Origin of the sequence: Nocardioides sp. SLBN-35 (assembly GCF_006715725.1) — a bacterium.
In the GTDB taxonomy this organism is placed as follows: Bacteria; Actinomycetota; Actinomycetes; order Propionibacteriales; family Nocardioidaceae; genus Nocardioides.
Genome location: NZ_VFNU01000001.1, coordinates 2,532,654 through 2,544,941 on the forward strand (window position 1 = coordinate 2,532,654; position 12,288 = coordinate 2,544,941).

Below are 12,288 nucleotides of genomic sequence, written 5' to 3' on the forward strand. Positions count from 1 at the left end.
TTGTGTCGGACCTCTTTGATGTGATGCCGGCATGGTCACCGATCGGGCGGTGGCGGACCTCCAGGGTCTGCCGGCAGTGGGGGTTCTCGACTTCGTCGAGGCTGCTCACGCTGCCCGCCTCGACGCCGAGCGGGACATCCTTCAGGCGGCCTACCACTGGGCCGTGCTGCACCACCCCGACCGACTCGCCCCGACCGACCGCCGCGCCAGGTTGCGTGCACGACGCCTCGGAGGCATGGGCACACCGCTGATCACCGAACACGCCGCAGCAGCCTTCGGAGCCCGGATCCAGACCAGCCCCTACGGTGCCCGCCAACTGATCGCCGACGCCCTCGACCTCCAGCTCCGCCTCCCACGCCTGTGGGCCGGCGTGCGAGCCGGGACCGTCCGCGTCCCGCACGCCCGCTTGGTCGCCACCGCCACCCGCGACCTCTCCGAGGACGAGGCGGCCTGGGTGGACGGTGAGCTAGTCGAGGTCGCCGACGGCCGGTTGGCCTGGTCCCGCTTCGAGGCCCTGGTCGAGGGCAAGATCGCCGCGGCCGCTCCTGAGCTGGCCCGGGCTCGTGAGGAGGCAGCCGCCAAGGAACGCTGCGCCCGCATGAGCCGGATCAACCGCCACGGCATGGCCACCTTCACCATCCGCGCCGACGCGGTCACGATCGCAGGCATGGACGCCGCCGTGAGCGCGGTCGCGGAGAAGGTGAAGGCCACGATGCCCGACGCCCTGCTCGACGACCGACGCGTCGCCGCCGCCGCGTTGCTGCTGAACCCGGCCAGCCACGTCGACCCTTCGGTAGGTCCGGTCGAGATCCGAGCGAAGGCCTACCTCCACATCTACGCCGACTCTCCGATCGCGCGGCTGGAGGGGCATGGTCCGGTCACGATCGGCCGGGTCGTCGAACTGCTGGGCGACAGCGCAGCGAAGGTTCAGATCACTCCCGTCCTTGACCTGGCCGCGATGGCGCCGGTCGATGCCTACGAGATCCCGGCCCGACTCCGTGAGGCCGTGCACCTGATCCACCCGGGCGACGTGTTCCCGTTCGCGGCCAACACGACGCGGCGGATGGACCTGGACCACGCGGTGCCCTACGCCGAAGGCGGGGCCACGAGCATCGACAACCTGGGGCCACTCACGCGGACGCACCATCGGATCAAGACCCATGCGGGCTGGCAGGTGCGACATCCGTTCCCCGGGATCGTGATCTGGCGCGATCCCTACGGGGCCCACTACCTGGTCGACCCGACCGGCACACGACGCATCACCGGCCACCTCGCCGGCGATCCGCCCACCCCTGCCGAGATCTCCTTCTCTGAGGTCCTGATCAACCAGCTCGCCGCGTGAGGAGCTCGTGGCCCCCGGGGTTGTCCACGAGTCGACGGTAGCGGTGCTGCGTGCCTGACCCTGCAGGAATAGGCTCGCGCGGTGCGAGGTTGCGGGCAGAAGTGAGCACAGGAAGCGGTACGACGTCCGCCGGGTTCGGCGTGCTCTGGGTGGCTATCAAGCGCGAGCCCTGGATCTTCGCGGTCTCGACGATCGGCAGCGTGCTCTTCGGTGCGCTGACCGTCGCCGACGCGTGGGTCCTGGGCTGGTCGACGGACCACGTCGTGCTGCCGGCGTTCCGGGACGGCGAGATCGGCGCCGGCCTGCTGTGGGCGGTGCTGGGCCTCTTCGTCGGGGTCGCCATCCTGCGCGCGGTCGGCATCGTGGCCCGCCGGCTGGGGGCGGGTGTCATGCAGTACCGGATGCAGGCGCACAGCCGCCGCGCCGTCACCCGCCAGTACCTCCGCCTCCCGATGGAGTGGCACCAGAAGCACCCGACCGGTGAGCTCCTCTCCAACGCGAACGCCGACGTCGAGGCGGCCTGGGGGCCGATCGCGCCGCTGCCGATGGCCGTCGGGACGGTCGCGATGATGGTCATCGCGGTGGTGCAGATGCTGCTCACCGACCTGGTCCTGGCCGCGGTCGGCCTGCTCGTCTTCCCGCTCGTCATCGGCGTCAACGTCGTCTACCAGCGCCTCGCCCAGGGCTGGGCGACACGCGCGCAGGAGCTGCGTGCCGAGCTCTCCGAGATCGCCCACGAGTCGTTCGACGGCGCGCTCGTCGTCAAGACCCTCGGCCGCGAGCCCGAGGAGACCCAGCGGTTCCGGGCCAAGGCCGAGGAGCTGCGCGAGGCCAACATCCGGGTCGGCCGGATCCGCGCGGCGTTCGACCCGACGCTCGCCGCGCTGCCCAACCTCGCGGTCCTCGTCGTCCTGGTGATCGGCGTGCACCGCGTCGTGTCCGGCTCGACGGTCGCCGGAGACGTCGTCACCATCGCCTACCTGCTCACCGTGGTCGCGTTCCCGATCCGGTCGATCGGTTGGCTGTTGGGCGACTTCCCGCGCAGCGTGGTGGGGTACCGACGGGTCGCTGCGGTCATCGCCGCCACCGGAGCCATGGAGTACGGCGACCGCGAAGCCCCCCGTCACGACGGCGGTGTTCGGCTGGAGGTCGACGGCGCGGCCTTCGGCTACACCGCCGGCCGGCCCCTGCTGCGCGAGGTCACCTTCGACGTCGAGCCCGGTCGCACCGTCGCACTCGTGGGCGCGACCGCGTCCGGGAAGAGCACGCTGACCGGGCTGCTGGCGCGACTGGTGGACGTCGACGCCGGCGCGATCCGGGTCGACGGGACCGACCTGCGCGAGCTGCGTCGCGGTGGGCTGGCGCAGGTGCTGGCCGTCGTGCCGCAGAGCGCGTTCCTGTTCGACGACACGGTCCGCGGCAACGTCACCCTGGGTGCACAACGAGGGGGCCTCGACATCACCGACGACGAGGTCTGGGCCGCGCTGCGCACCGCCCAGGCCGACGGCTTCGTCGCCGCGCTGCCCGACGGCATCGACACCCGGCTGGGGGAGCGCGGCACCTCCCTGTCCGGCGGTCAGCGGCAGCGCCTGGCGCTGGCCCGCGCACTCGTACGACGCCCGCGGCTCCTCGTGCTCGACGACGCCACGTCCGCGGTCGACCCCGAGGTCGAGGCCCGGATCCTGGCCGGCCTGCGCGCCGGCGGACCGGGTGGGAGCGAGACCACGCTGGTCGTGGTCGCCTACCGCAAGGCCACGATCGGCCTGGCCGACGAGGTGCTCTACCTCGTCGACGGCCGGATCGCCGACCGCGGCCCCCACGAGGAGCTGGTCGCTCGCAACGCCGACTACGCCCGCCTCGTCAACGCCTACGAGACCGAGCACGAGGAGGTGACCGCATGAGCACGACCCTGACTCCGGAGCGGGGCGCTCCCGAGCACACCCGGCTCGCGACCGGCGAGGACATCGGCGCCTGGGAGACCATCCGGCGCGGCATCCGCCACTCGCCCGAGCTGGTCGAGGGGGTCGGCTGGACCCTCGCGCTGGCCGTGCTCGCCTCGGTCGGCCAGGTCGTCGTACCCATCGCCGTGCAGCAGACCATCGACAAGGGCCTGCGCGGCCCCGACGGCCCGGACCCGGCCTTCACGACCTGGCTCGCACTCGCCGCGGCCGCCGCGATCGTGGTGACCAGCTGGGCGTCGTACGCCATGACGGCGCGGCTCTTCTCCTCGGCTGAGCGCGGCCTCGCGACCCTGCGGGTCAAGGCGTTCCGCCATGTCCACGACCTGCCGCTGCTCACCCAGAACACCGAGCGCCGCGGTGCGCTCGTCTCGCGCGTGACCAGCGACGTCGACCAGGTCAGCCAGTTCCTCGTGTTCGGCGGCCTGATCTTCGTGGTGAGCGTCGGGCAGATGCTCATCGCGACGGTGGTGATGGTCTTCTACAGCTGGCAGCTCGCCGTCGTCGTGTGGGTCTGCTTCGCGCCGCTCTTCCTCAGCCTGCGCTACTTCCAGCGCAAGCTGGCCGCCGCCTACGGGACCGTACGACGCCAGGTCGGCGTGCTGCTCTCGGCGGTCTCCGAGCCGGTGGTCGGGGCGGCGGTCGTGAAGTCGTACGCGATCGAGGCGCGCACCCAGGAGCGGATCGACACCGCCATCGACACCCACAAGGCGGCCAGCACCCGCGCCCAGGGCTTCACCGCGTTCTCGTTCAGCCTCGGCGGCATCTCCGCCGGCTTCGCCAACGCCGGCGTGCTCATCGTCGGCATCTGGCTCGGCCAGGGCTTCGCGTGGGGCCGATCATCAGGCGGCATCACGGCCGGCGAGGTGCTCGCCTTCGCGTTCCTGGTCACCCTCTTCGTCGGGCCGGTCCAGATGGGCACCCAGATCCTCACCGACGCCCAGAACGCCATCGCCGGCTGGCGTCGCGTCATCGGCATCCTCGACACCCCCGCCGACCTCGTCGACCCCGGACCCTCCGGGCAGAGCCTGCCCAAGGGCGCGATCGACGTCCGGTTCGACGCCGTCACCTTCGCCTACCCGGGCGGTCCCGACGTCCTCAGCGACATCGACCTCGTGGTCCCCGCGGGCCAGCGGGTCGCGGTCGTGGGGGAGACCGGATCCGGCAAGTCGACCATCGCCAAGCTGCTCACCCGGCTGATGGACCCCAGCCGCGGCCGGGTGCTGCTCGACGGCATCGACCTGCGCGAGGTCGCCGAGAGCGCGCTGCGCCGCAGCGTCGTGCTGGTGCCGCAGGAGGGCTTCCTCTTCGACGACACCCTTGCCGCCAACGTCCGCTACGGCCGGATCGGCGCCACCGAGGACGACATCCGCGAGGCGGCCGACACGATCGGCCTCGGCGACTGGCTGGCCGGGCTGCCCGACGGCGTCGACACCCGGGTCGGCCAGCGCGGCGAGGCCCTCTCGGCGGGGGAGCGCCAGCTGGTCGCCCTGCTCCGTGCCCAGCTCGCCGACCCCGACCTGCTGGTCCTCGACGAGGCCACCAGCGCTGTCGACCCCGAGCTGGAGACCCGGATCGGAAGGGCCCTCGAGCGGCTGATGAGCGGACGCACGTCGGTCACCATCGCCCACCGGCTCTCCACCGCCGAGGCCGCCGACGTGGTCGTGGTCGTCGACCGGGGGCGCATCGTCCAGCACGGCCCGCACGCCGAGCTCGTGAGGCAGGCGGACACCCCCTACGCGAGGCTGCACGCGTCGTGGGTGGCCCAACACGGATAATGGACTCGTGAGTCTTCCCTCCGAGATCGCCGACCGCCTCAAGCGCACTCCCGACGGGCTGGTGCCGGCGGTGGTGCAGCAGCATGACACCGGCGAGGTGCTCATGCTCGCGTGGATGGACGACGAGGCGCTGCACCGCACCCTGACGACCGGGCGGGCGACGTACTGGAGCCGCTCGCGGGGCGAGTACTGGGTCAAGGGTGAGACGTCCGGCAACCCCCAGCAGGTCAAGGAGGTCCGCCTCGACTGCGACGGCGACACCCTGCTGGTCAAGGTCGACCAGGTCGGCGTCGCCTGCCACACCGGTGCGCGCACCTGCTTCGACCAGGGCCTGATCGACGACGGGGGGCTGCTCGGTGGCTGAGCGCACCGACAACGCCCGTCGCACCTTCGGCCCGGTCGTCCTGCTCGGCCTCGCCGGCAGCGGCTTCGCCGCGGTCGCGGGCCACAAGGCGATGCTCGCGATCCCCGAGGCGACGCTCACCGCGGCCGGCGGCATCGCCCCCACCGTGCAGGAGCGCTCCGTGGAGTTCCCGCTCGCCGGCGCCCTGGCGCTGGTCGCGCTCGCCGCCTGGGGCGTCCTGCTCGTCACGCGCGGTATCGTGCGCCGCGGCGCCGCCGTCCTCGCGCTGGTCGCGGCCGCCGGCATCCTCGCCGTGGTCGTCATCGGCGGCTTCGTCCAGGACGACGACGCCACGGCCGACCTCGCCACCCGCCTCGGCCTCAACGTCACGGCCGTCGACGTCGAGCGCAGCGGCTGGCTGTGGGTCGCCCTCGGCTGCGCCCTGGTCGCCCTCGTCGCCGCGGGTGCCGCCGTACGCCTGGTGCCGTCGTGGCCCGAGATGGGCAGCCGGTACGACGCCCCCACGGCCGCGGGGACCGGGTCGCCGGCGGGTGCCGGCCAGGATCCCGCCGAGCAGTCGAACCTCGACCTGTGGAAGTCGCTCGACGAGGGCCACGACCCCACGGACGAGTGAACCCCTCCACCCCCTAGAATCACACCCGATCCACCCGAACGAGCGAGGAGTTCCCTCTCATGGCCGACAACCACGGCAACACCCCCGCGGCCTGGACCGCCGTCCTCGTCGCGCTCGTCGGCTTCGTCGTGGGCGCGATCGGCATGTCCCTGCACCCGCTGAACTGGGCCCTGTTCTGGATCGGCACGGCCGTCGTGGTCGCCGGAGGCGTCGTCTTCCTGGTGATGGCCAAGATGGGCTTCCACGAGGCCGGTCACTGACCCTCGCGACCCGGCGGCGCCGCATGGTGCCGCCCGCCCTCGTCGTCGGCGGCCTCGCTGCGGCGACTCTCGCCCTGCACCTGCGCGACCCGCACGAGCAGGGCAGCTGGGGGCTGTGCCCCTCGGCGGCCATCGGGATCTACTGCCCGGGCTGTGGCGGCCTGCGCGCCGTCAACGACCTCACCGACCTGCAGCTCGGCGCCGCGGCGTCGAGCAACCTGCTCTTCGTGGTCGCGCTGCCGTTCGTGCTCTACGCGATGGTGCGCTGGACGCACGGGCGCTGGACCGGACGGGCCTGGTCGGTCCCCGATCGCCGCACGACCGTGCTGACGGTCGGGCTGGTCGGGGTGATGCTCCTGTTCGCCGTCGTGCGCAACACCCCGGCGGGGTCCTGGCTCGCCCCCTAGCACCCGGGGCTAGACGCTGTAGCTGCTTACCACGAACACGATCAGCGCGATGTTCGCGACGCCGATCGCCGCGCCGATGGCGCCGGTGATGATGCCGGCCAGCGCCATGCCGTCACCGGTCTTCGCGCCTCCCGAGCGGCGGATGTCCGTCTTCGCGAGCACCCCGCAGATGATGCCCGCGATCCCGATCAGGCCGACGAACCCGAAGAAGCCGAAGAAGCCGCAGAACCCGAGAACCACGCCGACGATGCCGGTCACCATCGACGCGACGGCGAGACCGGACTGCTGCCGCGGCGGACCGTAGCCGTAGGGCGGGTAGGGGCCCGGCGGCGCTGCGCCGTACGGGGGAGGGGGCTCGTTCGCGCTCACAGCGGTCCTTCGGTGCGGGTCGGGTGACAAACGCCCCCTGCCGCCGCAGCGGTCAGGGGGCGTTCGGTGGTCTCGGCGCGGCTCAGCTGGAGGAGAGCGCGGCGATGAAGATGATCGCGTAGATCACGATGCCGATCGCGGACCAGACGGTGCCGATGATGCCGCAGATCCAACCGGCCTTGATGACGCCCGCGTTGGAGTAGTTGGCGGTCTTGCTCTCGTCGAGGGCCTTCTTGCCCATGATGATCGCCGGGATGCCGGTGAAGATTCCGCAGCAGACGATGCTCAGGATGCCGAGGATCAGGATCGTCGTGCCCTGCGGGTGGTCTCCTCCACCGACGGGACCGCCGTATCCGTAGCCACCAGCGGGCGGCGGGGGCGGGGTGCCGTAGTTCGGCGGCTCGTTGTAGCTCACGATGAGGTCCCTTCTCAGGTGTGCAGGTGTCGTGCGGCCCGACCGAGTTCCGGGCGGTGTGTGGAACCCTAACGGCCGCGTGCCACACTCGACACCACGCGTCGGTGTGTCGGTGCCGTCGGACCTTCCCCAGCGCGAGCCGCCCACCAAACCTGCGCGGTGAACCAGAGCCCACCACAGAAACGTCACGGAGGCGTCAGATGTCGGCCCCCCAGGCCTCCCAGCCCACGGTGCTGGACGGGATCGTCGCCGGAGTGCTCGAGGACCTCGCCGCCCGCCAGGCGGTGACCTCGGAGGCGGACCTGCGGGCCGCGCTCGCCGACGTCGACCCGCCGCGCGACCCGATGCCGCACCTGCGCGCACCCGGCTCGAGCGTGATCGCCGAGGTGAAGCGCCGGAGCCCGAGCAAGGGCGCCCTGGCCGACATCCCCGACCCGTCCGCCCTCGCGAGCGAGTACGCCGCCGGCGGCGCGGCCGCGATCAGCGTGCTGACCGAGCAGCGACGCTTCGGAGGCAGCCTCGACGACCTGCGCGCGGTCCGCGCCAGTGTCGACACTCCGCTGCTGCGCAAGGACTTCATCGTCACCGAGTATCAGCTCCTCGAGGCCCGGGCCGCCGGCGCCGACCTGGCGCTGCTCATGGTGGTCTCGCTGCCGGGCGAGCGGCTGCGCCGCCTCCACGACTACGCCCGCGAGCTCGGCCTCACCGTGCTGATGGAGGTCCACGACGAGGAGGAGACCGCCCGTGCGGTCGAGGTCGGCGCCGAGCTGGTCGGCGTCAACGCGCGCAACCTCAAGACGCTCGAGGTCGACCTCGACGTCTTCGGCCGGCTCGCGCCCCTCATCCCGGACGACCGGGTCAAGGTCGCCGAGTCCGGCATCTTCGGACCCGAGGACGTCGAGCGGTTCGTCGGCGAGGGCGCCCGTGCGGTGCTCGTCGGCGAGGCGCTCGTGAAGGACGGCGCACCGCGCCAGGCGGTCGCAGCAATGACGGGCCTGAAAACAATGGATCAGAGGGCTGGATGAGCAAGTTCGATGCCGACGCGTTCGGCTGGTTCGGGGGGACGGGCGCATTCGGCGGCCGCTTCATGCCGGAGGCGCTGATGGCAGCGCTCGACGAGCTCGACGTGGCGTGGCGCGATGCCATGGCCGACCCCGCGTTCACGGGCGAGTTCGACCGACTGCTCACCGACTACGCCGGCGTCCCGAGCATGCTGTACGACGCCACCCGGCTCTCCGAGGCCGCCGGTGCCCGGATCCTGCTCAAGCGCGAGGACCTCAACCACACCGGCGCCCACAAGATCCGCAACGTGCTCGGCCAGGCGCTGCTCACCAAGCGGATGGGCAAGACCCGCGTGATCGCCGAGACCGGCGCCGGCCAGCACGGCGTCGCCTCGGCCACCGCCGCGGCGTACCTCGGGCTCGACTGCACCGTCTACATGGGCGAGGTCGACACCGAGCGACAGGCCCTCAACGTGGCCCGGATGCAGCTGCTCGGCGCCGAGGTGGTCCCGGTCCGGAGCGGCTCGCGCACGCTCAAGGACGCCATCAACGAGGCGTTGCGCGACTGGGTCGCCAGCGTCGACGAGACGGCCTACCTGTTCGGCACGGCCGCCGGCCCGCACCCGTTCCCCAGCCTGGTGCTCAGCTTCGTGCGCGGGATCGGCGACGAGGCGCGCCGGCAGTGCCTCGACCAGTACGGCGCCCTGCCGGACGCGGTCGCCGCCTGCGTGGGCGGCGGGTCCAACGCGATCGGCCTGTTCGCCGGCTTCGTCGACGACCCGGAGGTCGCGATCTACGGCTTCGAGGCGGGCGGTGACGGCGTCGAGACCGGGCGCCACGCAGCGACCATCTTCGCCGGCACCATCGGCGTCCTCCACGGTGCGCGCACGTTCGTCCTGCAGGACGAGGACGGCCAGACCATCGAGTCCCACTCGATCTCCGCCGGCCTCGACTACCCGGGCGTCGGGCCGCAGCACTCCGCGCTCTCGGCGTCCGGACGGGCGACCTACCTGCCCGTCACCGACACCGAGGCCATGGACGCGATGGCGCTGCTCGCCCGCACCGAGGGGATCATCCCGGCCATCGAGTCCGCCCATGCCGTCGCCGGCGCCCTGCGGGTCGCCGAGGAGCGTCCCGGCCAGACGATCCTGGTCAACCTGTCCGGTCGTGGCGACAAGGACATGGGCACGGCCATGGACTGGTTCCACCTCGGCGAGGCGGGCGAGAAGTCGGGCCAGAAGTCGGGCCAGAAGTCGGGCCTGGAGTCGGGGGAGAGCGAGTGAGCACCACCAGCACCGCCTTCGAGAAGGCGCGGGCCGAGGCTCGGGCGACGCTCGTCGGCTACCTGCCGGCCGGCTTCCCCGACGTCGAGGGCAGCATCGCCGCGCTGAGGACGATGGTCGCGGCCGGCTGCGACGTGATCGAGATCGGCCTGCCCTACAGCGACCCGGTCATGGACGGCCCGATCATCCAGGCCGCCGCGCAGCAGGCCCTCGACGCCGGCATCCGCACGAGCGACGTGCTGCGGGTCGTCGAGGCGGTCGCCGCCACCGGCACGCCCACCCTGGTGATGACCTACTGGAACCCGGTGGAGAGGTACGGCGTGGAGCGGTTCGCACAGGACCTCGCCGACGCCGGGGGAGCGGGCCTGATCACGCCCGACCTCACGCCGGACTACGCGCCCGAGTGGATCGCCGCCGCCGATGCCCGCGACCTCGACAAGGTCTTCCTGGTCTCCCCGTCGTCGACCGACGAGCGGATCGCGCTGACCACCGCGGCCTCCCGCGGCTTCGTCTACGCCACCGGCGTCATGGGCGTCACCGGCACCAAGCAGGCCACCGCCGCGGGCGTGGCCCCACTGATCGCGCGCACCAAGGCCCTGAGCCCGAAGCAGGGGGCCGACCTCCCGGTCGGCGTGGGCGTCGGGGTCAGCACGGGCGCCCAGGCGGCCGACCTGGCGTCGTACGCCGACGGGGTGATCGTCGGCTCCGCCTTCGTCCGCACCCTGCTCGACCACCCCCGCGACCGGGCCGCGGGCCTGGCCGCCCTGGCAACGCTCACCGAGGAGCTCGCAGGAGGTGTCCGTGCGTAGGCTCGCAGCCCTCGTCGTCCTGCTCGGCCTGGCGCTGTCGGCCTGCAGCGGCGAGTCCGACACCTTCACCGGAAGCCGGCTGACCAACCCCTACAAGGCCTCCGACATCGCGCTGACCGACACCGGCGGGTCGTCGTACTCCCTCGGCAAGGACACCACGAAGCCGCTCACCCTGGTGTTCTTCGGCTACACCAGCTGCCCCGACTACTGCCCGATGGTCATGAACAACCTGGCCGCGGCGATGAACCGGCTCGACTCCGCGGACCGCAAGGAGGTCGACGTGGTGTTCGTTACCACCGACCCGGCCCGCGACGACGAGAAGACGCTGCGGACCTACCTGGACCGCTACGACAAGGACTTCATCGGCGTCACCGGCGACCTCGACACCATCATCGAGATCGGCAACTCACTTCACGTCTACGTCAGCGACGGGAAGAAGCTGCCCACCGGCGGCTACGACCTGGGCGGCCACACCACCAGCACCTTCGCCATCGACAGCAGCCATCAGGCCGTCGCGCTGTGGAGCCAGGAGACCTCGAGCGCGGAGTTCGCCTCGGACATCCACACGCTGCTCACCGACGACTGACACACGACCAGGACACGACCAGGAGTCGCCGTGCTTCCCGCCCTCATCGCTGCCACGATCCCCAGCCCGTCGCAGGGCGTGTGGCACCTCGGGCCGTTCCCGCTCCGCGGCTACGCCCTGTGCATCATCCTCGGCATCGTCGTGGCGATCTGGATCGGCGAGAAGCGCTGGCAGGCCCGCGGCGGCACGTTCGGCGAGGTCCAGGACGTCGCGATCTGGGCGGTCCCGTTCGGCCTCGTCGGCGCCCGTCTCTACCACGTCGCGACCGACTGGGAGAAGTACTTCGGCTCCGGCGGCGAGCCGGTCAAGGCGCTCTACGTCTGGGAGGGCGGCCTCGGCATCTGGGGCGGCGTCGCCCTCGGCGCCCTCGGTGCCTGGATCGGCGCCCGCCGCCGCGGCATCAAGGTGCTGCCGCTGCTCGACGCGCTCGCGCCCGGCGTCCTGGTCGCGCAGTCGATCGGCCGCTGGGGCAACTGGTTCAACCAGGAGCTCTACGGCCGGCCCACCGACCTGCCGTGGGGCCTGGAGATCCAGCAGAAGCACTGGCAGTGCCTGGTCGACGGCGTGCAGACCAGCGGGGCGAACTGCGGCGTCGCGCTCGGCGGTCCCTACCCCGACGGGGTCGTCTTCCACCCGACCTTCCTCTACGAGTGCCTGTGGAACCTGGCCGCGTTCGCGCTCATCATCTGGCTCGAGCGCCGCTTCCGCCTGGGCCACGGCCGGGTGATGGCGGTCTACGTCATGGCCTACACCCTGGGCCGCGGCTGGATCGAGTACCTCCGCGTCGACAACGTCCAGCTCGAGAACGTCTACGGCCTGCGGTTCAACGTGTGGACCTCGATCGTGCTGTTCATCGCGGCGGCCGCCTACTTCGTGTGGGCGACCCGCAACCGGCCCGGGCGCGAGGAGCAGGTGTACGTCGACGGTCGCGGCCCGGCCGCCGAGGACGAGCCCGCGGCCGATGTGACCGGCGACGCATCCACGGACGAAAACGATTGAACACACGCAGTTGACATGCTGCTAACCTGAGGGCTCCGCCGCGTGGGCCAGTGCCGTCCCTTGCGCCCCACCTTCTGTTAGTCCCTCACCGGCCCACGGGCTCG

General features: G+C 71.8%; 14 protein-coding genes. 12 read left to right on the forward strand and 2 right to left on the reverse strand.

Annotated elements, in window-relative coordinates:
* Positions 1–31 precede the first annotated feature (31 nt).
* The 7 genes from FBY23_RS12300 to FBY23_RS12330 all read left to right on the forward strand — a co-directional run bounded on the left by FBY23_RS12300 (position 32) and on the right by FBY23_RS12330 (position 6,722).
* Entirely contained in the window at positions 32–1,342 is a 1,311-nt protein-coding gene (locus FBY23_RS12300) for an HNH endonuclease signature motif containing protein (protein WP_141798406.1), read from the forward strand.
* A gap of 101 nt (positions 1,343–1,443) precedes the next feature.
* Positions 1,444–3,243: an ABC transporter ATP-binding protein gene (locus tag FBY23_RS12305; RefSeq protein ID WP_260805933.1), complete on the forward strand. Its 1,800-nt coding sequence runs from the start codon at positions 1,444–1,446 to the stop codon at positions 3,241–3,243.
* The gene (locus tag FBY23_RS12310; RefSeq protein WP_141798408.1) at positions 3,240–5,078 is read left to right on the forward strand and encodes an ABC transporter ATP-binding protein; all 1,839 of its coding nucleotides are present in this window, start codon (positions 3,240–3,242) and stop codon (positions 5,076–5,078) included. The genes FBY23_RS12305 and FBY23_RS12310 overlap by 4 nt, the downstream gene beginning before the upstream one ends.
* Before the next feature lie 7 nt (positions 5,079–5,085).
* Positions 5,086–5,442, forward strand: a complete 357-nt coding sequence (gene hisI / locus FBY23_RS12315) for a phosphoribosyl-AMP cyclohydrolase (protein WP_141798409.1) — start codon at positions 5,086–5,088, stop codon at positions 5,440–5,442.
* Positions 5,435–6,055 carry a Trp biosynthesis-associated membrane protein gene (locus FBY23_RS12320; protein WP_141798410.1) on the forward strand — a complete coding sequence of 207 codons (621 nt, stop codon included), beginning with the start codon at positions 5,435–5,437 and terminating at the stop codon, positions 6,053–6,055. The genes hisI and FBY23_RS12320 overlap by 8 nt, the downstream gene beginning before the upstream one ends.
* Before the next feature lie 59 nt (positions 6,056–6,114).
* Positions 6,115–6,315, forward strand: a complete 201-nt coding sequence (locus FBY23_RS12325; RefSeq protein WP_141798411.1) for an HGxxPAAW family protein — start codon at positions 6,115–6,117, stop codon at positions 6,313–6,315.
* Between the two features lie 23 nt (positions 6,316–6,338).
* The gene (locus FBY23_RS12330; protein WP_141798412.1) at positions 6,339–6,722 is read left to right on the forward strand and encodes a DUF2752 domain-containing protein; all 384 of its coding nucleotides are present in this window, start codon (positions 6,339–6,341) and stop codon (positions 6,720–6,722) included.
* Positions 6,723–6,731: 9 nt separating this feature from the next.
* Here FBY23_RS12330 and FBY23_RS12335 read toward each other — a convergent pair whose 3' ends face one another.
* Both FBY23_RS12335 and FBY23_RS12340 read right to left on the reverse strand, forming a co-directional pair.
* On the reverse strand, positions 6,732–7,091 hold the full coding sequence (locus FBY23_RS12335) for a DUF4190 domain-containing protein (RefSeq protein WP_141798413.1): 360 nt from the start codon (positions 7,089–7,091) through the stop codon (positions 6,732–6,734).
* Positions 7,092–7,173: 82 nt separating this feature from the next.
* Complete coding sequence (locus FBY23_RS12340) at positions 7,174–7,506, reverse strand: DUF4190 domain-containing protein (protein ID WP_186348228.1); 333 nt, start codon at positions 7,504–7,506, stop codon at positions 7,174–7,176.
* 200 nt (positions 7,507–7,706) lie between these two features.
* Here FBY23_RS12340 and trpC point away from each other — a divergent pair, with 200 nt between their 5' ends.
* The 5 genes from trpC to lgt are packed head-to-tail and all read left to right on the forward strand — an operon-like array spanning position 7,707 to position 12,184.
* Positions 7,707–8,531, forward strand: coding sequence for an indole-3-glycerol phosphate synthase TrpC (trpC, locus tag FBY23_RS12345; protein ID WP_141798414.1), 825 nt, complete (start codon positions 7,707–7,709; stop codon positions 8,529–8,531).
* Positions 8,528–9,790 carry a tryptophan synthase subunit beta gene (gene trpB, locus FBY23_RS12350; RefSeq protein ID WP_141798415.1) on the forward strand — a complete coding sequence of 421 codons (1,263 nt, stop codon included), beginning with the start codon at positions 8,528–8,530 and terminating at the stop codon, positions 9,788–9,790. The genes trpC and trpB overlap by 4 nt, the downstream gene beginning before the upstream one ends.
* A complete protein-coding gene (trpA, locus tag FBY23_RS12355; protein WP_141798416.1) occupies positions 9,787–10,599 on the forward strand; it encodes a tryptophan synthase subunit alpha in 813 nt (270 codons plus the stop codon). The genes trpB and trpA overlap by 4 nt, the downstream gene beginning before the upstream one ends.
* Positions 10,592–11,185 carry an SCO family protein gene (locus FBY23_RS12360; RefSeq protein ID WP_260805934.1) on the forward strand — a complete coding sequence of 198 codons (594 nt, stop codon included), beginning with the start codon at positions 10,592–10,594 and terminating at the stop codon, positions 11,183–11,185. The genes trpA and FBY23_RS12360 overlap by 8 nt, the downstream gene beginning before the upstream one ends.
* Before the next feature lie 30 nt (positions 11,186–11,215).
* Complete coding sequence (lgt, locus tag FBY23_RS12365) at positions 11,216–12,184, forward strand: prolipoprotein diacylglyceryl transferase (protein WP_141798418.1); 969 nt, start codon at positions 11,216–11,218, stop codon at positions 12,182–12,184.
* Positions 12,185–12,288 lie beyond the last annotated feature (104 nt).